The following is a 20,511-nucleotide window of genomic DNA, read 5'->3' on the forward strand; positions in this document are numbered from 1 at the left end:
AGGCTGTCTGGTTCACTGTCATTTTTTACTGAACACAAACAAGTAATTTTCGAATACGTAACCGGATAAATCCGCACTTACTATGGCCGGAAGAGGTAAAAGCCTCTTCGCAACTTGGGCAATTATATGCGGGGGAAGGGAGGGCGAACGTCGCGGCGACTGAAAGCCAACTGAATTGGGTTATATCGCGCCCTGGAATATTCATGGATGAAAAAAGCGTGGCTGTGCACCCTAAGTTGACTATCACGTATTACGATGTCCTCTCTTGATGCCGCCGCGGCTACGATTAGAGAGGCCATCAAGCAACCATACGTCAGTCGCGTCATCATGATGCTGACGGCCAAAGGAGTCCGCAGCTCGGGAGCTATAATTTTCAGTGAAATGATCTGCTGGAAGAGCTTTCAGTTAGTGAAGGAACTCTGACTCGGGATGCAATAACGAGCGCGGCACTTAGCATAATCAATCCTGCAGTAATGAATACACCAGTTATGCCGCTGAAGCCATATACCAGACCACCTACTGCGGCACCTGCGGCAATTGAGGACTGAACTGCCGCGACCACCATGCCTCCTGCACTCTCTGCCTCATCTGGCAGAGTGCGCGTAACCCAGTTTGACCACGCCACCGGCACGCCCCCAAATGCCAATCCCCATAGCATGACCAGTATCGCCAGCCCGACTATCGATATCGGAATTGTGATCATGCCCAGCGCCGCGACCCCCACCAGAACGGGCATGACGATGAGCGTCAGGCGCAGGCTGCGTTCCATCAACCAGCCTGCCGACAGCGTCCCGAAAAAGTTGGCAAGTCCAAATCCGAGCAACATTAGCGCCAGCTCATCACCTTCAATATGAGCGAGGCCTTCCAGCGCAGGTCGTATATATGTAAAAAGCGCATACTGCCCGGTGTGTGCCAGCACGCAGCCAAGCATGCCCAAAGCAACACCTGGCCGCTGTAGCAGGACGTATACCGATGATGTTTTGCTACGAACAATTGGCGCCATGCCGGGCAGCGTGAACCACTGAAAAATTAACGTGATCGCCCCAACTCCGGCGGCGGCAAGAAAGGCGCTACGCCAGCCAAACAGCCCGCCCAGATAGCTACCCAGCGGTACAGCAACAACAGTGCCTACCGCTATGCCACTAAAAATAATCGACAGCGCGCGCGGAACCAGCGTCTCCGGCACCAGTCGCATCGTAACCGCCGCCGCCATGCTCCAGAATCCACCCAGCGCAATCCCCAACAGCACCCGCATTGTCAGCAGCATTCCAATGTTCCACGCAAATGCCACCATCAGGTTTGAAACGATCATCAGCACAGTGAAGCTGAGCAGTACGGTACGCCTGTCCAGCATGCGCGTTAATCGAGGCACCAGTAGTCCGGCAAATAATGCTATTATCGCCGTAACCGTAACGGCCTGACCGGCCATCGATTCCGATACGTCTAAATCCTGCGCCAATGGAGTTAATAAACTTGCAGGCAGATACTCAGCGGTCAGCAAGCCAAAAACCCCCAAGGTCAATGAAAATACCGCCCGCCAGGCGGGTTTATCGTTGTTCAATTCAGCTTTACAGGCTGTTACACACGCTTCATTAGTCATCACTGCTTTTCCTGACAAATTGTATGAAAAATCGAAGTCTATGCAACCGGGCCTGGATGATCTATGCTCTAAAAACCTCTTTTTTTAACCCAAAACCCGAATATGTCAGAGTCATCCTCCTTCGCACTCTCATCTACACTCATCAGCGAACTGCTATCCGGTCTGCGGCTTAAAGGCGTGCAGTATCGCCGAATTCAGACAGGCCATACTTTTGGTTTGAAATTCACCAGTCGGCCCGGTCATACATACCTGCACTATGTCGCCGTGGGGGATGTGGTGCTTCAAACAGCAAATGGCAATTGTCTTGCGCTTTCGGCCGGGGAGGCGGTATTTATTCCGCGCGGAGGCGAGCACCAGCTGTTGTCGGCAACCGCCGTTGACGTGCTGGATATCGATGATTTTGAGGCGGCCCCCCTGGATGAAAATGTGAGTGGGCTTGATACCTGTCCCAGTACCCAGGAAACGCCAGGTGCCATCCTGTTTTTTGGTTGTATGGAGATCGATTTGGGGAGCATGCAAAGGCTGGCAGGTGTGATGCCTGAAATCATGCTTGCCGATGCGAATGGCACGAACTGGCCGGGGCTTATGCATATACTTGATGCGATGAAGAGTGAGATATGTTCCGGACGCGTAGGCTATGCTGGCATTCTCGCCAGGCTGGCTGATGTGGTTGCCGCAATGTTTATCAGAGGCTGGGTGGAAAGCGGTTGCGATAATAGCCCTGGACTGGCGGCAGCCCTGCGTGATCCGCGCCTGGCTCGCGCCATCCTGGCGATTCACCGCGAACCGAACCGGGACTGGAGCGTGGCTGAACTCGCTGCCGAATCGCATATCTCCCGATCTGCATTCGCAGAGCGGTTTCAGGCAACGATCGGCATACCACCGCTGCGGTATGCAACTGAAGTGCGGATGTACCTGGCTGTTCGCTGGTTGTCGTCAGAGAAAATCACCGTCGACGTCGCATCGCAACGGCTGGGATACTCCTCGCAAGCAGCCTTTAGCCGGGCCTTTAAACGCGTGACGGGCAAGTCTCCCGGGGCCATGCGCATGATTCGATAATCTGTCGGCCATCTGATAATTGCGGTCAAAACAGCGCTGAAAGCGGAATCAGAGGTAAATGACAATTTTTCAGGTCTGACGTCAGCTCCTCGCTCTCAGCTGACCAACAGTACTCGGATGCGAGCAGGTATGACAGAACAAGGGGTAGGCCAATATTGAATACGCTATTAAGTCAGCGAACTCTCAATAACGAAAAAGTTCGCTGCACGCTCGTTTGAATGGGTGTCTGAAGGGAACAAATATATCTACAAATCAAATGCATGCTTCGGAAACTGCGTAGCTATCCTCGAACATGCGAAAACGGGTAATAAGACCATCTTCAATGTGCATATCGAGTACAAACTCGGTTTCAATCAGCTTATCCGTTTTTTTAACGCGTGATGCAAGCTCACCGGTAGCCACTACATGCTTATCTTTGATAAGGATATCTTTGATTTCAAAATGTTCTGATGAAATCTGTGCCCGGATTTGCGCATAGAATTCGGCTACACCCTTTCTGCCGTGTTTGCGGCCAATCCAGGGTACTACCTGAGTATTTCCAGCGACCAGCCAGTCTACATTTTCACTAACCAGTTCAGCTATTTCATTAACATTTTCTGCTGTGGCTATACGATGAAAAAAAGCTTCCGTTACTGCCTGCGGTGTTTGAATTGTCATAGCTTGTCAATCCGTAGTTAAGGGGCTTTAGATTAATTGATTGTCTTAAAAATCACCTTATCCTGCAGTGCCGTTAAGGGATGCAGTTGAGAGCAGTTGGCAAGTGACTCATTCTTATGGCTGCATTCACAATACGATCTTCTGGTTTATCAACCTTGCATGCTTTTACTTATATGCCAGTCATCAAAACGAAGCGCATATAGCATGCTTGGTGGGGCGTCTTTGACATCATCTATATCTCTGATGTAGCTCAGGCCTGCCTTTTGCAGAACCTTTTGCGATGCCAAATGGTTTGCTCTTACAACAGCATTAACTTCTGCAAGTTTAATTACCTCAAACCCATACCTTACGGCATATTCAGCAAACTCCGTCGCCAGTCCTTTTCCCCACGCTTCAGTTGCAAACCGATATCCCAGATTATTGAATGGGTTATCGGCATAGCTGAGGATGCTCAACCCACCGAAGCCAATGATATCTTCTGGACTGTCGAGAAGGGATATTGCCCAGTTACCAAAACCATTGGCGACCCAATGGTCTATCCATCGATTCAAAACCGCCTGCGCATGTTGAATATCTGGATAAGGTCCAGCCGGATTGAATTGGTTTGTGGCAGGATCGCCATATATCCTGAATAGGTCGGCTACATCTGATGCAACTACCGGTCTAAGACATAAACGCCTGGTTTCAAGCTGCAAACTTACCTCCAGATTGCTGATTTCAACGTATTGGCTCCGATGGCGCCGCAGGTTGATTTAAATGCACTGTGGTTGCGAAGCCATCACCGATTTAAACTGCGCATGCCACATGTCGTAAAACTTTCCTCGTTGGCTCATTAGCGCGGCGAAGTCGCCATTTTCGATGACCTTCCCGGCAGACATCACGATAATTCGGTCGAATTCTTTGATATTGCCTAGCCTGTGCGTCACGGCGAGGACCGTCGTGTTGAGGGCGAGAATATCATTAAATAGCCGATGCTCGGTTTCGGGATCGAGCGACGAAGAGAACTCATCAAAAATAAACAAACTGGCCTTGCGGTATAGAGCTCGCGCAATCGCCAGCCGTTGCCACTGTCCCGTGGAGAGCTCATCGCCGCCGAACTGCTTGCCCAGCCGGGTGTGCTGGTCATACGGGAACCCTACCTGTTTCAGCAATTCATCAACCGTGAGTGACGGGGTTTCAGCGTCGTAATTATTCAGGGCAATGTTTTCGCCCACCGTGAACTCATATTTTCCGTAATCCTGGAACACGGTGGCGATCTGATTCCGATAGCTTTCAATATCCAGCCTGTCGATCGGCACGCCTGACACCGACACCGCCCCCTCACTGAAGGCGTACATGCGCAGAATCATTTTAACCAGCGTTGTTTTTCCACTGCCGTTATCGCCGAGAATAGCGACCTTTTCGCCGGGGGCAATTTCAAGGTTAACTCCATCCAGAGCGGGATGATTACGTCCCTCATACTGAAACCGGAGGTTTTGAATGCTGAGCGCAAAAGGCGTTTCGGCGGGTAGGGTAAGATGGCCGTTTTTCACCGGTTCGATCTTATCCGTCATAAACGAATGATAGTGAGTGAAAAAACTGCTCATGCTGACGAGATTCGAACCATAGTTGGCTATCTCGTCGAGGTGCGATTTCATCATCACAATGGACTGGAACACCATCACCAGCGCGCCCACGGCAATATCGCTGGTGCGCAAGTTGCTTAAAAACAGCGTTACTCCGCCGAACAGCATCCCCAGGCTCAGCACCATGGCTGGCACGGGCGCGATGAGCGCGCGAATGCGCTGTTTGTGCATGCGTGAGTAGGTATGACGGGCAGATACGCTAAATTTATTCAGCAGATATTTTCCAAGGCCGTACAGCCGGATCTCCTGCAAAAAACTTTTGTCCATACTGACGCCATATACGTAGCGCATGGCAATCGCATCTTTAGAGGTGAGGAATAGGTCCCGCACGTATCTCTGCTGAATACGTATATTGATAACGATCATCGGTATGGCGGAGAGCGCGCAAATGGCCGCTCCTGCTCCTGAATAGTTGAGCAGAACCAGCAGTAAACTGCCGGCCATGATGATTGCCCGGATGACGTAAATGATACAGATGATGAAATTAAGCGGCCGGTAGGCGGCTTCTTTTTTCAAATATTCCAGCTGCTCGTAACGCGCCTTGTTATCAAACAGGCTCAGGGAAAAGGAGTCATTCATGCGGCGCATGATCTTAGCGCTGAAGTAATTGGTCGAAATCTCGGTGACATCTCCCTGAACAAGATTGACCAGGGGCTGCATCAGCTGCATGCCGAGGAGTGAGACACACCAAACTGCGACGTTCAGCATTAGCTCGCCGTCGGTGGTTTGCGCTGCATGCAGCGTATTGATGATCTGGCCGGTCATAAAGACGTTGAGGGCCGGTATCAGCCCCTGAAGCAATACAACGGCGATGAGCGCGGTAATACGGAGTGGACATGAAGCAAAGACGTACCTGATAGCCAGTAGCACTGACGACCTCCCTTGTTGCAGCTGCCATGGATCGTGCGATGTGCGGATAATAATAGATGAGAATGGATGTCAATTGCATTAATGAGTTTATTGAGTAGGGAAATGGGTTGCGACAGAACCTCCGCTGCTCATCCGTAGCAGAAGCCATATATCTTAGCGCTGCCGTTTTGCGTCTATCCACGCCTGAAATATCGCACGCCCCACAAACCGGGGTCAGTTTGCGCGATATTGGCTACTGACTAACGTCTTGTTGTCGTTAAATTTTAAAGTCAATGTTACCTCTTTGTCATAGTTTACCGGGGCAATGACAGAGGATACGGCTGTTGATTTTACATACAAGCTTTAATTATGGATTATGGATTTCCACATGTTTTGAAAAGGGTTTATACATGAATGTAATCTTTCCCCCCAGGCTGGTTCCCGGGGATGTCATTGGTGTAACAGCCCCATCTTCCGGTGTACCTGAGCACCTTCACCCCAGGTTGGAACTCGCCATCGCAAACCTTAAGAAAAAAGGCTTCCAGGTGCGCGAAGGAAGCTGCTTACGCTCGCAGCACAAAAATAAAAGTTCCACTAAGCTTTCTCGCGCTGAAGAATTAATGTCTTATCTTACTGACCCAGACATCAAAGCTGTAATGCCCCCTTGGGGTGGTGATCTGGCTATGGAATTATTAGAGTTGATTGATTTCAATCTGTTAGCTCGCTCTGAACCAAAATGGTTTGTGGGGTTTTCTGATCTTAGTACACTTCATTTTCCACTGACGACAATTTCGGGCTGGGCTACTCTGCATGGACCAAACCTAATGGATCTTGGCGCACAAGAGCTAGACGACACCACTCAGGCTGTATGGGATATTCTGGAATCGAATCGGGGAACCGTGATCAAACAGTACTCCTCGACAGAATTCCAGGTTGAGGAAAATCAATGGGGAACAGCGTCAGACCAAGGTTTCAATTTGACCCAAAAAACACAGTGGAAACGCCTCAATGGTGTTACATCTTCTCTCACCTTTAGTGGAAAACTGATTGGCGGCTGTCTTGAAATAATATCGAGATTAGCAGGTACGCCATTTGGGGATTTACCTTTTTTCAAGGCGAGTAATAGCGCTCAAGGAATAGTTCTCTACTTTGAAAACGTTGAAATGGCTCCCTGTGAATTAACACGCGCATTGTTCAGCTTACGACTACAGGGTTGGTTTGATAACTTAAATGGTGTTCTTATAGGTAGAAGTGCTGCACCTGACATAAGCGACCCGACTAAACATAATTATTTGGATGCCCTTAAAGCCGCTTTTGAGGATGTTGCTGTGCCTGTACTGTATGATGTTGATATTGGTCACGTGCCCCCTCAAATATCTCTGGTAAATGGAGCCCATGCGACGATATTTTTCGCAGAGAACGGTAGCTCAATAATTCAACAGTTGTAGATAAGCCAGTAGTAAGAATGAAGGCGGGCCTTGCTGTTCTTTTGCACTTAATGTCCGCTCCTCGCTCTCAGCGGACCAACAGCACTCACATCCGCTTCGTACCCGGAGCGGATGTGAGCAGGTATAGTTCAATAAGGGTCAGGCCAATATTGAATACGCTATTAAGTCAGCGAACTCTCAATAACGAAAAAGTTCGCTGCACGCTCGTTTGAATGGATGTCTGAAGGGAACAAATATATCTACAAATCAAAGACAGGCTTCGTAAACTGCCTGGCTATCCTCGAACATGCGAAAACGGGTAATAAGACCATCTTCAATGCGCATATCGAGTACAAACTCGGTTTCAATCAGCTTATCCGTTTTTTTAACGCGTGATGCTTACAATCGCACTGCTTAAAAAATCACTCACCGTCTTCATGCATAGATCGCGCTCTTCCACGTGCGGCATATGGCTTGAGGCTTCAAAAATGACCCACCGCGCGCCGAGGATATGATCCATAAAGGGCTGTACCACTTCCGGTGTGGCTTCATCGTAGCGCCCGGAAATCAGCAGCACCGGAATCTGAATTTGCGCGAGGCGGTCGATAATCGTCCACTCTTTCATACTGCCGATGACGTGGAATTCGGTAGGGCCATTCATCGCGTGGTAGACCGTTGGATCGGCATCCATAGCATCAAAGGTGCGCTGGACTTCCGGCGGCCAGGGATCAAGCCGACAGACGTGGCGTTGATAAAATACCGCGCTTGCTGCCTTATATTCAGCGCTGTCCAGCGTACCCGCCGCCTCATGTGCCAGCAGCGTCTTCTGGACATCGGCTGGGAGCTGTGCGCGGAGTTCTGCTGCGCCCTGCAGCCACAGCGCCATTGAGGCCGGAGAGTTGGCGATAATCAGCGCTTTTAAGCCCGTTGGCTGGGTCACAGCATGTTCTGCGCCTAGCATGCCGCCCCACGATTGACCCAGTAGGGCGTAATTATCGGCAATGTCGAGATACCGCAGCAGGTTATCCAGTTCGTTGAGGAACAGTGCCGGTTGCCAGAAGTCGGCAGGCTGCTGCGGTAGATGAGTTGAGCGGCCGTTGCCTAGCTGATCGTAGTGGATCACCGCTCGCCCGCTGAGGGCGATATCACGGAACGCATCGACATAATCGTGCGTACATCCCGGCCCGCCGTGGGCAATGACCAGCGGCGTCAGGCCACTATGGATGTCGCCACAAATACGAAACCAGGTTTGGTATTCCCGAAACGGGGCGTAGCCTTCGCTAATGGTGTACATGAATGATCTTTACCCTGCTAAGTGGACCGGCTTTCAGGGTAAAGGGTCACAACCAACGCTGAACACTAGCAAAAATGCTAGTTCTTAGCTGTCGAGCAGACGGTAATGCAGAGCGCGTACCACCGCCTGTACGCGATTGCTGGCGCCCAGTTTTCTGGCTGCGGTATTCAGGTGCAACGTCACCGTCGCCACCGAGCGGTGCAGTTTACGGGCGATCTCTTTGGCGGTGAGCCCTTCAGCAGACCACGCCAGACATTCGCGTTCACGATTGCTTAGCTTCACGTGGAGACAGGTCAGCATGGTGCTATCGAATAGCGGAAAGGCTGACTCCTGGAACTGGTGGGCAATCAGCATCAGCTGCGCGAGGGTCGCGCTGATTTCCCGTTCCTGACGCTGGCCGGTATGGATGCCGGTGAGAGTCACGAATCCGCCGTTGGGGAGATGCAGGGGAACCGTTGCTCCACAGGGCATATTGTGTTCACGCATATAGTCGGTGACTGCGGTAGCGTGATCGTCGAGCCTGCCGCGCAGCATGCTTCTGTCCGGCCGTTGATAGGACCAGACGAAGGGCGCGCAGCTCTCCAGCGCACAGTGTTGTACCGGATCAACCTGGTAATATCCTCGCTCGCACCATAGCTGGCGCATATCCTCCGGTACATTGCACGTTTTCAGCAGCGATGGCGTAATCAGCTCCCCCTCCAGCGAACGCGGGACCGGCGTGTAGTCGTAAATAACCGCGTCGAATCCCAGCGTCCGGGTGTGCTGGAAAAGCCCACTGAATGCGTCATCGAGGCTGGTTGCCCGGGTGCTGCCGGGGCGTTCAAACTCCAGTCGCATATAACCCCCTTTACGTTAAACGAGACCTGCGACGGGCACGATTTGTGCAAAACCGTCAATAGCTCGCTCTGAGGCATGCAATTCCGGTGCCGTTACGGCGCAGCGCAAAACTAGTATTTTTGCTAACTGTTCAGCTTCCGACGTTGTCGTTAGCGTTAAGGCAACGACACACCAGCAGCATCGACGACGAGGAACACACCATGTGGAGCGAAGTAGCGCCCGATCAGTGCCATAACATTGCTGTGGATGGTTATAACGTCGTGGCTTATCAATTTGGCGACGGCGATGAGACCGTCCTCTGCCTCAACGGCGGACCTGGGCTACCCAGCGACTATTTGCGTGAGGCTCACTCCTGCCTGAAACAGCACGGCTACCGGGTGATTGCCTTTGATCAACTGGGAACCGGGAAATCCGACCGGCCGGATGACGCCAGCCTGTGGACCATGGCGCGCTACGTACGTGAAGTGGAAACCGTCCGCCAGGCGCTGGGACTCGGTAAGGTGCATCTGCTTGGTCATTCGTGGGGCGGATGGCTGGCGATTGAAGTGGCATTGCACCATCCTGGCGCAATTCGCTCGTTGATTCTGGAAAACACCGTCGCCGATATGCCGCATCTGGTGCAGGAACTGAACCGCCTGCGCGGTGCGCTGGGACCAGAAACCGTCGCCATGATGCAGCGCTATGAAGCGCTGGACTGGCTGGATCACCCGGCCTATCAGGCGGCGATTACCCTGCTTAATTATCGTCACGTCTGCCGCCTTGATGTGTGGCCCGAACCGGTTAAGCGATCGCTTGAGGACTGGAATACGGGGCCGTACATCACAATGCAGGGGCCGAACGAATTCCTCTATACCGGTAATTTAAAAGCGTGGAACCGCAGCGCGGAACTGGCTTCAATCCGCGTGCCGTGCCTGATAGTCACCGGGCAGCATGATGAACTGACGCCCGCCTGCGCCCTGAAAATGAAGCAGGGACTGGCGAATGCCGAAATAGCAGTTTTTGCCAATAGCAGCCATATGCCGTTTTACGAAGAGCCACAGGCTTACTACCCGGTTCTGCTCGATTTTCTGGCGCGTCAGCGCGATACGGGAGGATGTTGATGCATCGTTACCGCTTTCTGCTTTTTCGCCCGCTGCAGCTGCTGCCGGTTCTGCTCGGCATCAGCTTGATCACCTTCATGATGGTGCGGGCGATCCCCGGCGATCCGGCGCGCATTCTGCTGGGGGTCCGCAGCACTCCGGCGGCGCTGGCCCGCATCCGCGCGCAGTTTGGTCTCGATGAGCCGCTATGGGTGCAGTACGGCTATTTTCTACGCAACCTGCTGCAAGGAGAGCTGGGGAAGTCGATTGTGTATCGCGTGGATACTCTGAAGCTGATTGGTTCGCGTCTTGAACCAACGCTGTGGCTGGTACTGGGCAGCGTCCTGTTGGCCATTGCCTTGACGGTGCCACTAGCGGCGATTGCCGCACGCCAGCGTGGACGTCTCGCCGATCGGCTGATTCGTCTTTTTACCACCGCCGGGCTGGGGTTTCCGGCGTTCTGGCTCGGTATCATGCTGATTCTGCTGTTCAGCATCGTGCTTGGCTGGTTTCCGGTTTCCGGCTACGGCAGCGATTTTTTAGACCAGTTACGCCATATGGTTCTGCCGTGCCTGACCGTGGCGCTGGCGCTTTCAGCGGTATTGATTCGTAACCTGCGCGCCAGCCTGCTGGTGGAGATGAATAGTGACTATGTCGTGGCGGCACGGGCGCGCGGGCAGCGGGAAAGACGCATCTTCTGGCGACATGTGCTGCCCAATTCGCTGGTGCCAACCATCAATCTGCTGGCGGTGAATATCGGCTGGTTAATCGGCAGTACTGTAGTTATCGAAAGCGTGTTTGCCATCCCTGGCCTCGGGCAACTGCTGGTAAAGGCGATTTTTAGCCGCGACTACATGGTGGTTCAGGGCGTGGTCATGGTCTTTGCCCTTGCCACCGTGGTGGTCAGCCTGCTTGCGGACATCCTGACCGTGGCTCTCGATCCGAGGATAAAACTATGAAGGTGACGGCAACGTTTTCCCGTCTGCGTCAGCGGATTATTCCGCGCCAGCAGGCGCTATATGCCGGGCTGGCCATTGTCGGATTGTGGCTGTTGGTGGCCTGCCTGGCACCGTGGATTGCGCCGTTTGATCCGATTGCTCAGGACGCGTCCTCCAGCCTGCTGTCGCCGAGCGGCGCGCACCCGTTCGGTACTGACAACTTTGGTCGCGATGTCTTTTCCCGGGTGCTATGGGGTGCGCGGGTCGATCTGCAAATTTGCATACTGGGGGTCCTGTTCCCCTTTGTGCTCGGTACCACGCTGGGTGCGCTCTCCGGCTATTCTGGCGGCGTCGTGGATGCGCTGGTGATGCGGGTGATTGATATTGTGCTGGCTTTTCCGTTTCTGGTACTGATGCTGGCGATTATTGCCATCCTCGGGCCGGGGCTGAGCAGCTTTTATATTGCGATGGCGATAGTGGGCTGGGTCTCCTACGCCAGGCTGGTGCGCGCTCAGGTACTGACGCTGAAACAGCGAGATTTTATTCTGGCTGCCCGCAGCCTGGGCTATGGACACCTGCGCATTTTGTTCCGCCATCTGCTGCCGAATGCGCTAACCGGCGCGATCGTTTTTTCGATGTCCGACTGCGTACTGGTGCTGCTAAACGGGGCCTCTGTGAGCTATCTCGGGCTCGGCGTGCAGCCTCCAACCGCTGAATGGGGCGTGATGGTTGCCGAAGGGCAGAGCTTTATCACCACCGCGTGGTGGATAACCACCTTTCCGGGGATCGCCATCGTGCTGTTGGCAATGGGATTCAGCCTGCTGGCCGATGGGCTGGGGGATAAGTTAGGGGAGCGCGTATGAGTTTGTTGAAGGTTAATCACCTGACGGTCACGCGTGGTGAAGATATCGCGCTGGTAGATAACGTCTCATTCAGTCTCGAAGCCGGTGAGATGCTCGGGCTGGTCGGCGAGAGCGGGTCGGGAAAAACCGTAACCTGCCGGGCGCTGATGCGACTGTTGCCGGGGGCCGGACTGCGGATTACTGGCGGCGAAGTTCTGCTGGGAGGCCGCGATATTTTGTCCCTGAGCGAAGGGCAAATGTCGGCGGTGCGCGGACGAGAAATCGGCATGATTTTCCAGAACCCCTCCAGCCACTTGAATCCGGTGATGACTATAGGAGAACAGATTGCAGAAAGCCGCCGCCTCCATTTTGGCGCTAACCGTCGTCAGGCGCGGGAGGATGCGCTGGCGCTGCTGCGACAAGTGGGGGTCCCGGACCCGCAGAATCGGCTCAATAACTATCCGCATGAATTCTCCGGCGGCATGCGTCAGCGAGCGATGATTGCTGTCGCCCTCGCACCGGAGCCCACGCTGTTGATTGCCGATGAACCGACGACCGCGCTGGACGTGACCGTGCAGATGCAGATTTTGCGCCTGCTGAGCGACCTGCGCGCTGAGCTGGGGCTGGCGGTCATTATGATCACTCACGATCTCGGCGTGGTGGCGCAAACCTGTGACCGGATTGCGGTGATGTACGGCGGCCGACTGTGCGAGGTGGGCGGTAAGAGAGAAGTACTGGCCGGGCCGTTGCACCCATACACTCGCGGACTTATTGATTGTCAGCCGGTCAGCGAAGGCGGGCAGGGGAGGTTGACGACCATCGACGGCCAGCCGCCGGTTGCCGACCACTTTCCATCGGGCTGCCGTTTTCATCCGCGCTGTCGACGCGCCGATGAGACCTGCCTGGACCAGCCGTTGCTGCGCTACGGGCTGGATAGCCACAGCCACGCGGCAGCCTGCCATCACATATTGCCGACGCTTATCCGGCGGGAGGGATAATGGCTCACCCTAACTGGCCGCTGCTTGAGGCAGATAACCTTTCCGTCACCTTTCCGGTTTCCGGCGGGCTTTGGCAAGCGAAAAAAGTGGTACAAGCGGTTAACCAGGTCACGATACAAATTTATCCCGGCGAGACGTTGGGCCTGGTCGGCGAGTCCGGCAGCGGTAAAAGCACCCTTGGACGGGCGCTGTTGCAGCTCGAACGGGTTGCTGCCGGAGAGGTGCGGTTCGAAGGTCAGCGTATTACGCATGGCTTAACCAGCGATATCGCCCGTCTGCGCCAGCAAAGCGCGATGATTTTCCAGGATCCTTTTGCGTCATTAAATCCGCGACAGACCGTGGGAGAAAGTATTGCGGAGGTACTGCGCGTTCATCAGAAGGTACCGCGCGCGCAAGTTGCTCAGCGGGTAGCGGAACTGCTCACCCTGGTTGGTCTGCGTACGCAGCAGGCCAGCGCGAAACCGTCTCAGCTTAGCGGTGGTCAGTGTCAGCGCGCCGGTATTGCCAGAGCGCTGGCCATCGAGCCGCGGCTGATTGTGGCAGATGAGTGTGTCGCGGCGTTGGACGTATCTATTCAGGGGCAGATCGTGAATTTATTGATGGAGCTGCGGGAGAAGATGGGGCTGGCGATTCTGTTTATTGCTCACGACCTGGCGATTGTGCGTCGGCTCTGCGATCGCGTCGCGGTGATGTATCTCGGGCGGATCGTGGAGGAGGGGCCTACGGAAGCGGTCTTTACCCGACCACTGCATCCCTATACTGCCGCGCTGGTATCCGCGATCCCGGAAATTGACCCGGATAAACCGCTACCAAAAAATTTGCTGGCGGGCGAGCCGCCCAGCCCCGTCGCTGTTCCACCAGGTTGTGCATTTCATCCGCGCTGCCCTTATGCGCAGGTGCAGTGCCGCACCGGCGAACCACCACCAACCCGGCAGATTGCCGACCACGCTTATGCCTGCGTATTGAACCACGAAGGCGATGAGACCGTTTTTCCTTTGATAGGGGGATCTATTGATGAAGCACAGGCATGTTAAATTACTGGCGGCGAGCGTTTTTCTGACGCTCAGCGTGGTGAGCGAAATAGCGCAGGCGGCAGGTGTATTGACCATTGGCCGTCGGGAGGACAGCACCACTTTTGACCCGATAAAATCGGCGCAAAATGCCGACAACTGGGTTTTTTCCAACGTCTTCGATCCGCTGGTACGGGTGGATAAAACCGGGACTAAGCTGGAGCCTGGCGTGGCAGAGAGCTGGACGATTTCCCCGGACGGCAAGGTCTACACCTTTAAAATTCGCGATACCAAATTCTCTGACGGCACACCGCTGACCGCCAGCGATGCGGCGTTTAGCCTGTTGCGTATCCGCGATGATCAAGGTTCGCTGTGGCGCGATTCCTACAGCATTATCGCTAAAGCTGAAGCCACGGACCCGCGCACCCTGGTGGTCACGCTGAAATCGCCCTCAGCGCCATTCTTATCGCAGCTGGCATTGCCGAACGCCTCGGTGGTTTCACAGCAGGCTATGAAGGCGGAAGGTGAAGAGGCCTTTGCCGAAAAACCGGTAGGTTCCGGCGCGTTCAGCGTTAAAGAGTGGCTGCGTGGCGAAAAAATCGTGTTGGTTAAGAACCCGAACTTCTGGCAGGCGAAGAACGTCAGCCTGGACGGCGTGGAGTGGTTAACCATTCCGGATGATAATACCCGAATGCTGAAAGTGCAGGCCGGTGAGCTTGACGCCGCGCTGACCGTGCCTTTCTCGCGCATTGCATCGTTACAAAAAGATGCCAATCTGAAGGTTGAACTGGATCCTTCCACTCGGGAAGACCATCTGCTGATCAACCATTCTCACGGCGCGCTGGGCAAGGTGGAAGTGCGTCAGGCGCTGGACTTTGCGATTGATAAAGACGCTATCGTGAAGACCGTGACCTTTGGGTATGGTCAGGTGGCGAACTCCTACATTCCCGCCGGGGCGCTTTACCACTACGCGGACAATCTTCGCAGGCCATACGATCCGCAAAAGGCCAAAGAGATGCTGAAAGCGGCGGGGGCGGCCGATCTGAAGCTGAACTATGTGGTTAACGCCGGGGATGAAGTGGATGAGCAAATCGCAATTTTGCTCCAGCAGCAGCTGGCGAAAGTCGGGGTGACGGTGAATTTACAAAAAGTCGACCCGAGCCAGAGCTGGGATATGCTGGTAGCCGGGGATTACGATATTTCGGTGATGTACTGGACGAACGATATTCTTGACCCTGACCAGAAAACCACCTTTGTGCTTGGTCATGATGCCAATATGAACTATATGACCCGCTATCATAACGAGCAGGTTAAAGCGCTCGTGGCCGCGGCGCGCGTCGAAATGGACAGTGAAAAGCGCGAGCAGATGTATATCGACCTGCAAAAAATGGCCAAAGCCGACGTAAACTGGGTTGATCTGTATTACAGCCCGTACCGCAACGTCAGCCGCAAGAATATCGACGGTTTTTACCAAAATCCGCTGGGGCGCTTCTTCCTGGAAGATACCGTCAAAAAATAATGCCTCTTTGCGCCGGTTGATCTCGACGACCGGCGCTTTTTTTCACCTTTTCGGACAGCCTGCTTCCCCGGGAAACCCTCGACGAGCTCACTCCAACCACACACAGCAGCTCCTCACGCATTATCAGTAGGCTTGGCTTAGCAGGATGGGGACAGAACCTATCACACAGCAGCCGGCTGGACCGGGCTTCGGCGGACTGGCTTCTGCGTCCTGTTTTACGCTTGCGGGGCACCTTCTGTACTGCAAAAAAATACTCTCTTCGCAACTAAATACGAGCGGGTCCCATTTATTGACAGCCTTTAAGGGCGAGTATAAGGGTAATATAACTGTGTATATACAGTTGATGAGTGAAGTTATCATGGTTAATTTGCTAAAAGGACACAAAGTGAGAACTTGATTTAATTCCCGCTTACGCCTGTAATTCGAGGGTGGGTTATGCCAGCAACTTTACAATTGTTCGCTCATAGCTGCACTTGGTGTTGCCGTTCACCCCGTTGTCTGGACCGTCTGACGCACCATATCCTGGGGATTTTACTGTCCAGCATTCTTGGCGGAGGGCTGGGGAGAGATACCGTCAATACCGCTACTGATGCAGAAAAATTGCGTACTTTTATTAATAATGCAACGTTACATGAAGTTATATTATTTCCTGAATCCACTTCGCAATAATCAATAATGTCTATTCAATATATACTGTGTTTTTATTCAGTGCGATATAATGAAGGCAGAAAAAATTTTCGTTTGTCATAACGGAAGGATGGAATAGGTAGAAAGATTATTAAATAGCGCGGTAAGGAGGTGGTGGAACACCTTCTTACCGCTAACCACAGACAACTAAGCAGGAGTTGAATATGGCTGAGCAGAATTTTAAGCCAGAAAGTGCTATTGCCAAAATAGATTCTGATGAATCAGAAACGAGTGGTAAAAATTGCGAGCTGTTACGTAAAAAATCCGTTAAGCACTTGCAGAATAGATCCACAACGGAGTCATCACAACCGCTTAGCCGCACGGAGTTTTATGACCGTATGCGGCATGACTATATCCCGCTCCAGGGTGACTGGCTTTCGCAGGCCGGATTTACACCGGGTATGCCGGTAAAAATCAGAGTGATGCCAGATTGCATTGTGATCACCGCCCAGAACAGCCGGGAGCTGTTCGGTTGTGCCGAAGGGCTAAGCGCGGCTCATTTCAGCAAGAAGAAAATGGACTTGTGGATCAAGACGTTCCCCGGTGCGCTTAACGATACCGGTGACCTGCCGGTCATCCGGCGGGAGAAGCCCCGCTATGATTGCCTGAAGCGAAGCCGTGACTGAATTTTAAAGTAAAATCCCGGCTCAGGCGGCCGGGTTTTTTGTGAAGATCACTCAGGATCTGAAGGAGGCGATTTTCGCGAGTTGTATTTATCTATTAAATTAAACACTATAGTTGCTAACGTAATAGCCACCCCTGCAATGCATCCAAAAACAATTGCCCGTTTTATCTGTCCTTCGGGGATCAAAAAGTAACCGTTTTTAATATATACGATGAATGAAGCTCCAGCGCCTAAAATAAAACAGACCAATATGCAGAAAATGCAAGAGTAAATTAATAGTTTGATATATGAAATCATTTTTCACCTTCGTTATCTTGTTTAGATGTATTTTTCTGCACTGGTTTATTTAATAACTCTTTTGTATAGCTTATCGCGCATATCTTCAACAGAAGGCAGATCCTTATCGAGAGACCTTCTGGCTTAATTCTTTGGCTTTACCACAGGCTTCCGCTGACATTGTCCGGCAATCACTCAAATCCCGGGAGGCCAGCACATTATTCTCAACAACATTCCCGCTAGAAGAGGGAATGTTGTTGTTTAAAATGTAAGTTCAGGGATAAAGACTGTCTTCATAAGGGCTGTTAATAAGTATCTCATCAAGATGACTCTGCGCTTTTAGCCCCCAACTTTCATTTATCATGTGCATAAGCTCTATAATCTTATGAAAATATATGCGTCGACTGTCTTTTCCTGGAATTCGGTTAGAGAGTTCATAATCCACTGCAACCGCGTGTACAAAATCATAGATTATCCAATAAAGTAGCTCATCTATAGATGAAGTCACCTTTCTGGAAAACTCATAACCTCTCTCGGAACAGATATAATTATATTTTCCGTTCTCAAAAGAAATGTAGGGTGTACCATCACCGACAGGTGAAGTATGAAGAATGATCGACTGGGCGGGAAAATCGATTTTTGCAACCAGCATATCGACCTGTTTCTGAAGATCGTTAATATTTGTTAACATCTTAATTAACCTTCCGAATGTATTTGTTATCTAATAACCACTGCACATCTACTCGCTCCTTCATATCAGGCAGGATCTGAATACCTCCGCCAGGTTCACCAAAAGCAGGCGCTATTTTTCCCTGGATAACGGGCAATGGTTTGAGAACCTCATATTGATGATACTGTTCCGCTAACGAGCCCGGAGCTAAAGCACGTTGTTCCTGTGGAGTCCCCTGCGGTGATAGGAATGAGCCATTAGTTTTACCATATCTGTCAAGACGCGTTCCCACAGGGAGCGTTGCCTGAACTGGTTCCTCAGCAAAACCTAACTTTGTAGGCCAGTTCCAGTCACCTTTTCCATTACGGTAATGGTCGTATTGCGACCATCCTGAGGCTTCTTCATCAGCAGCAATTCTATTTGGCTCTGGTGTTCTTCCGGCAGTTGGTTTGGACGGTTTGGCAGTATCTACTCCTGTCGGTTTTTCCATCATCCCGTATACCGCACCACCTATCGCCGCCGTGGTGTGTACAACCGCCATACCATCGTACAGATTAGCAGCCGTTTCCTTACTCACCCCCCAGTTTTCAGCAATACGATTAACGTTAGCTTCACGCTCGGCTTTTGCATCCGCGCTGGCATACTGCCACATCAGGGCGTCAACCTGACCTTTACCTTCCTTGTAAACATTACCCATATTACCGACATACTGGCCGTCGAGTTTCTCGTCGTAGCTTTTCGCCATCGCTGTCAGTTCTTGGCGCATTCCCTGGCAGGCGGTTGATGACAGCCCCTTGCACGCTGCATCCAGCTTCGCATCGAACGCCTTATCCTTGGCGTTCAGGTCGCTGATAAGTTTCTCAGCCTGATGTTTTTTATCCCCTTCCAGATACGGCAGCGACCACTTCGCATCCTGTCGTTTCTTATCATCTGTGGCTGACAGCGCATTATTATCAACCGCGTTTTTACCTGCCTGTGCCCCAGCTACTGCATCCGCCGTACTGTTACCGGCAATACCGCCTGCAAGTCCGGCTGCCAGTGTACCTAACGCGCTGATGGTTTGTCTCTGCTCTTCCGTCAGGTCTTTTCGATCTACACCCGGATACATCTGCTGGGCAATATATTCTCCCATTACCGCACCGGATGCGCCAGCCAGCGCCGTGTTTCCATTAATTGTCGACATCACCGCGCCCAGTACCGCATGCGCCATCAGATTGGCTTCTGTGTTCACCTTTCCTGTGGCATCGGTGGTCATATTATGGATCACCTCTGCCAGATAGGGGGCCGAGCCGCCAGCCAGAGCTTTAGCCATGTCACCTCCAGCCAGCCCCTGGACTGCTGCCGTCGCTGCCTGGATACCTTGCTGAATAGCTGAACCGGTACCCCATTGCTGCTGCGCGGCCTTATAGCCGTCGGTGGCGGCCAGCTGAGCGTTATATTGCACCCAGTCCTCCTTGCTGGCGCCTTTTTCCGGCTCGTTGATCTTTTCCTTCGCCAGCTCGGCCTTACCTGCGTTGATGGCGTTAATCTGTCCCTCGGTGCGCGCAATATCCGCCACCTGGTTGCCAATCTCGCCAATCAGCTGGGTCTGCTGCAGGCGCTGCTGCTCCTTCTCCTTATCAAATATCGGCGACAGGGTCTGGTTGGCATGCTCCACGTCGCGGCTGAGGTTCGCCACGTCCTGCTGTTGTTTATCCTTATCCCGTACGACGATGTCGCCATCGCTCACCGCCGCGTGGGTGGTGCTGCTGTCGTGGCCTTCGTTGTTCCCGCCGGTCAGCAGACCGTTGGCCATGTTCCCGGCGAACTGGCTGCCGATGCTGCCGCCGCTGCTGAAGCCGACGCTCTGGTGCTCGGTTTTAAAATCGGCGCGGTTGTCGATATCGCCCCAGCCCAGCGTGCCGGTGTCGAGTCGGTTTTTATCTGCGGTGGCAGTGCTGCCAATCACCGCGCCATCCAGCCGGGTATGCTCGCCGACGGTGATGTCATAGCCGCCTTTGCCGGCAAAGATGCCCGTCTGCTCCACCACGGAATCGTAGTTGCTGTGCATCTTGTCCTTGCTGAGGTTGACGCTGGCGGAGCCGCTCATTGAGCCGAAGGTGAAGCTGCCCCCGGCGCTGGCGTTCTGCTGTCTGGAGTCGTAGCGGTCGCTGTCCTGCTCGGAGGTGAGGGTCAGGTTGCGGCCGATATCGGCGATAACCGTGTCGCCGCTGACCTGGGCGCCGGTGAGGGTGGTGTCGCGTCCGCTGTTGAGGATGAGGCTGTTGCCGGCATCGACGGTGGTTTCGCTGTGGGTGGTGCCGTTGCCGCTTTCGCTGCCTTTGCCCTTGTTGACGCTGGCGGAGACGCTGATCCCCCAGCCGCCGGAGCCCACGCCGATCCCTACGCCGACCGTGCCGCCTTTGCTTTCGTTTTTGCCTTCAAGCAGCGAGGTGTTTTCAGCAGAGATCAGGTTCAGGTCGCGGCTGGCGGAGAGGGCCACGTCGTTACCCGCCTTCAGCTGGCTGCCGACCGCGTTC

The 20,511-nt window shown here is 53.1% G+C and carries 17 protein-coding genes; 9 read left to right on the forward strand and 8 right to left on the reverse strand.

Annotated elements, in window-relative coordinates; all coding sequences use genetic code 11:
* Positions 1-373 precede the first annotated feature (373 nt).
* Positions 374-1,600 (reverse strand): MFS transporter, encoded by a 1,227-nt coding sequence (locus PFH44_RS07600; protein ID WP_283824710.1) that lies wholly within the window; start codon positions 1,598-1,600, stop codon positions 374-376.
* Positions 1,601-1,702: 102 nt separating this feature from the next.
* Here PFH44_RS07600 and PFH44_RS07605 point away from each other — a divergent pair, with 102 nt between their 5' ends.
* Positions 1,703-2,659 carry an AraC family transcriptional regulator gene (locus PFH44_RS07605; RefSeq protein WP_045857266.1) on the forward strand — a complete coding sequence of 319 codons (957 nt, stop codon included), beginning with the start codon at positions 1,703-1,705 and terminating at the stop codon, positions 2,657-2,659.
* Positions 2,660-2,911: 252 nt separating this feature from the next.
* Here the strand turns inward: PFH44_RS07605 and PFH44_RS07610 are convergent, their stop codons facing one another.
* From PFH44_RS07610 to PFH44_RS07620, 3 genes are all read right to left on the reverse strand, one after another.
* Positions 2,912-3,316 (reverse strand): nuclear transport factor 2 family protein, encoded by a 405-nt coding sequence (locus PFH44_RS07610; RefSeq protein WP_045857269.1) that lies wholly within the window; start codon positions 3,314-3,316, stop codon positions 2,912-2,914.
* A gap of 149 nt (positions 3,317-3,465) precedes the next feature.
* Positions 3,466-4,011 carry a GNAT family N-acetyltransferase gene (locus tag PFH44_RS07615; RefSeq protein ID WP_283824711.1) on the reverse strand — a complete coding sequence of 182 codons (546 nt, stop codon included), beginning with the start codon at positions 4,009-4,011 and terminating at the stop codon, positions 3,466-3,468.
* 57 nt (positions 4,012-4,068) lie between these two features.
* A complete protein-coding gene (locus PFH44_RS07620; RefSeq protein WP_283824712.1) occupies positions 4,069-5,811 on the reverse strand; it encodes an ABC transporter ATP-binding protein in 1,743 nt (580 codons plus the stop codon).
* A 389-nt stretch (positions 5,812-6,200) separates the two neighbouring features.
* Here PFH44_RS07620 and PFH44_RS07625 point away from each other — a divergent pair, with 389 nt between their 5' ends.
* The gene (locus PFH44_RS07625; protein ID WP_283824713.1) at positions 6,201-7,238 is read left to right on the forward strand and encodes a S66 family peptidase; all 1,038 of its coding nucleotides are present in this window, start codon (positions 6,201-6,203) and stop codon (positions 7,236-7,238) included.
* A 364-nt stretch (positions 7,239-7,602) separates the two neighbouring features.
* Here the strand turns inward: PFH44_RS07625 and PFH44_RS07630 are convergent, their stop codons facing one another.
* Positions 7,603-8,511, reverse strand: a complete 909-nt coding sequence (locus tag PFH44_RS07630) for a proline iminopeptidase-family hydrolase (protein WP_045857276.1) — start codon at positions 8,509-8,511, stop codon at positions 7,603-7,605.
* An 84-nt stretch (positions 8,512-8,595) separates the two neighbouring features.
* Positions 8,596-9,348, reverse strand: a complete 753-nt coding sequence (locus tag PFH44_RS07635) for a helix-turn-helix transcriptional regulator (protein ID WP_045857278.1) — start codon at positions 9,346-9,348, stop codon at positions 8,596-8,598.
* Positions 9,349-9,548: 200 nt separating this feature from the next.
* Between PFH44_RS07635 and PFH44_RS07640 the strand changes: the two genes are divergently transcribed.
* From PFH44_RS07640 to PFH44_RS07670, 7 genes are all read left to right on the forward strand, one after another.
* Positions 9,549-10,448, forward strand: coding sequence for a proline iminopeptidase-family hydrolase (locus PFH44_RS07640; RefSeq protein WP_045857280.1), 900 nt, complete (start codon positions 9,549-9,551; stop codon positions 10,446-10,448).
* On the forward strand, positions 10,448-11,386 hold the full coding sequence (locus PFH44_RS07645; protein ID WP_283824714.1) for an ABC transporter permease: 939 nt from the start codon (positions 10,448-10,450) through the stop codon (positions 11,384-11,386). Before PFH44_RS07640 ends, PFH44_RS07645 begins: the two co-directional genes overlap by 1 nt.
* Positions 11,383-12,228 (forward strand): ABC transporter permease, encoded by an 846-nt coding sequence (locus PFH44_RS07650; RefSeq protein WP_283824715.1) that lies wholly within the window; start codon positions 11,383-11,385, stop codon positions 12,226-12,228. The genes PFH44_RS07645 and PFH44_RS07650 overlap by 4 nt, the downstream gene beginning before the upstream one ends.
* On the forward strand, positions 12,225-13,205 hold the full coding sequence (locus tag PFH44_RS07655; RefSeq protein WP_045857286.1) for an ABC transporter ATP-binding protein: 981 nt from the start codon (positions 12,225-12,227) through the stop codon (positions 13,203-13,205). Before PFH44_RS07650 ends, PFH44_RS07655 begins: the two co-directional genes overlap by 4 nt.
* Complete coding sequence (locus PFH44_RS07660) at positions 13,205-14,239, forward strand: ABC transporter ATP-binding protein (RefSeq protein ID WP_045857288.1); 1,035 nt, start codon at positions 13,205-13,207, stop codon at positions 14,237-14,239. Before PFH44_RS07655 ends, PFH44_RS07660 begins: the two co-directional genes overlap by 1 nt.
* Positions 14,220-15,734, forward strand: a complete 1,515-nt coding sequence (locus tag PFH44_RS07665) for an ABC transporter substrate-binding protein (protein ID WP_045857290.1) — start codon at positions 14,220-14,222, stop codon at positions 15,732-15,734. Before PFH44_RS07660 ends, PFH44_RS07665 begins: the two co-directional genes overlap by 20 nt.
* A gap of 851 nt (positions 15,735-16,585) precedes the next feature.
* The gene (locus PFH44_RS07670) at positions 16,586-17,047 is read left to right on the forward strand and encodes a SymE family type I addiction module toxin (RefSeq protein WP_283824716.1); all 462 of its coding nucleotides are present in this window, start codon (positions 16,586-16,588) and stop codon (positions 17,045-17,047) included.
* A 549-nt stretch (positions 17,048-17,596) separates the two neighbouring features.
* Here PFH44_RS07670 and PFH44_RS07675 read toward each other — a convergent pair.
* Positions 17,597-18,013 (reverse strand): Imm63 family immunity protein, encoded by a 417-nt coding sequence (locus PFH44_RS07675; protein ID WP_283824717.1) that lies wholly within the window; start codon positions 18,011-18,013, stop codon positions 17,597-17,599.
* 1 nt (position 18,014) lies between these two features.
* Positions 18,015-20,511, reverse strand: a 2,497-nt coding sequence (locus PFH44_RS07680; RefSeq protein WP_283824718.1) for a hemagglutinin repeat-containing protein, incomplete at its 5' end; no start/stop codon positions are given.

The organism is Klebsiella sp. Ech2A (assembly GCF_030078455.1).
Taxonomy (GTDB): Bacteria; Pseudomonadota; Gammaproteobacteria; order Enterobacterales; family Enterobacteriaceae; genus Klebsiella; species Klebsiella terrigena.

Coding starts and splice junctions, on each gene's coding strand:
- PFH44_RS07600 (WP_283824710.1), bottom strand. CDS start 1,600: ATGACTAATGAAGCGTGTGTAACAGCCTGTAAAGCTGAATTGAACAAC.
- PFH44_RS07605 (WP_045857266.1), top strand. CDS start 1,703: ATGTCAGAGTCATCCTCCTTCGCACTCTCATCTACACTCATCAGCGAA.
- PFH44_RS07610 (WP_045857269.1), bottom strand. CDS start 3,316: ATGACAATTCAAACACCGCAGGCAGTAACGGAAGCTTTTTTTCATCGT.
- PFH44_RS07625 (WP_283824713.1), top strand. CDS start 6,201: ATGAATGTAATCTTTCCCCCCAGGCTGGTTCCCGGGGATGTCATTGGT.
- PFH44_RS07630 (WP_045857276.1), bottom strand. CDS start 8,511: ATGTACACCATTAGCGAAGGCTACGCCCCGTTTCGGGAATACCAAACC.
- PFH44_RS07635 (WP_045857278.1), bottom strand. CDS start 9,348: ATGCGACTGGAGTTTGAACGCCCCGGCAGCACCCGGGCAACCAGCCTC.
- PFH44_RS07640 (WP_045857280.1), top strand. CDS start 9,549: ATGTGGAGCGAAGTAGCGCCCGATCAGTGCCATAACATTGCTGTGGAT.
- PFH44_RS07645 (WP_283824714.1), top strand. CDS start 10,448: ATGCATCGTTACCGCTTTCTGCTTTTTCGCCCGCTGCAGCTGCTGCCG.
- PFH44_RS07650 (WP_283824715.1), top strand. CDS start 11,383: ATGAAGGTGACGGCAACGTTTTCCCGTCTGCGTCAGCGGATTATTCCG.
- PFH44_RS07655 (WP_045857286.1), top strand. CDS start 12,225: ATGAGTTTGTTGAAGGTTAATCACCTGACGGTCACGCGTGGTGAAGAT.
- PFH44_RS07660 (WP_045857288.1), top strand. CDS start 13,205: ATGGCTCACCCTAACTGGCCGCTGCTTGAGGCAGATAACCTTTCCGTC.
- PFH44_RS07665 (WP_045857290.1), top strand. CDS start 14,220: ATGAAGCACAGGCATGTTAAATTACTGGCGGCGAGCGTTTTTCTGACG.
- PFH44_RS07670 (WP_283824716.1), top strand. CDS start 16,586: ATGGCTGAGCAGAATTTTAAGCCAGAAAGTGCTATTGCCAAAATAGAT.
- PFH44_RS07675 (WP_283824717.1), bottom strand. CDS start 18,013: ATGTTAACAAATATTAACGATCTTCAGAAACAGGTCGATATGCTGGTT.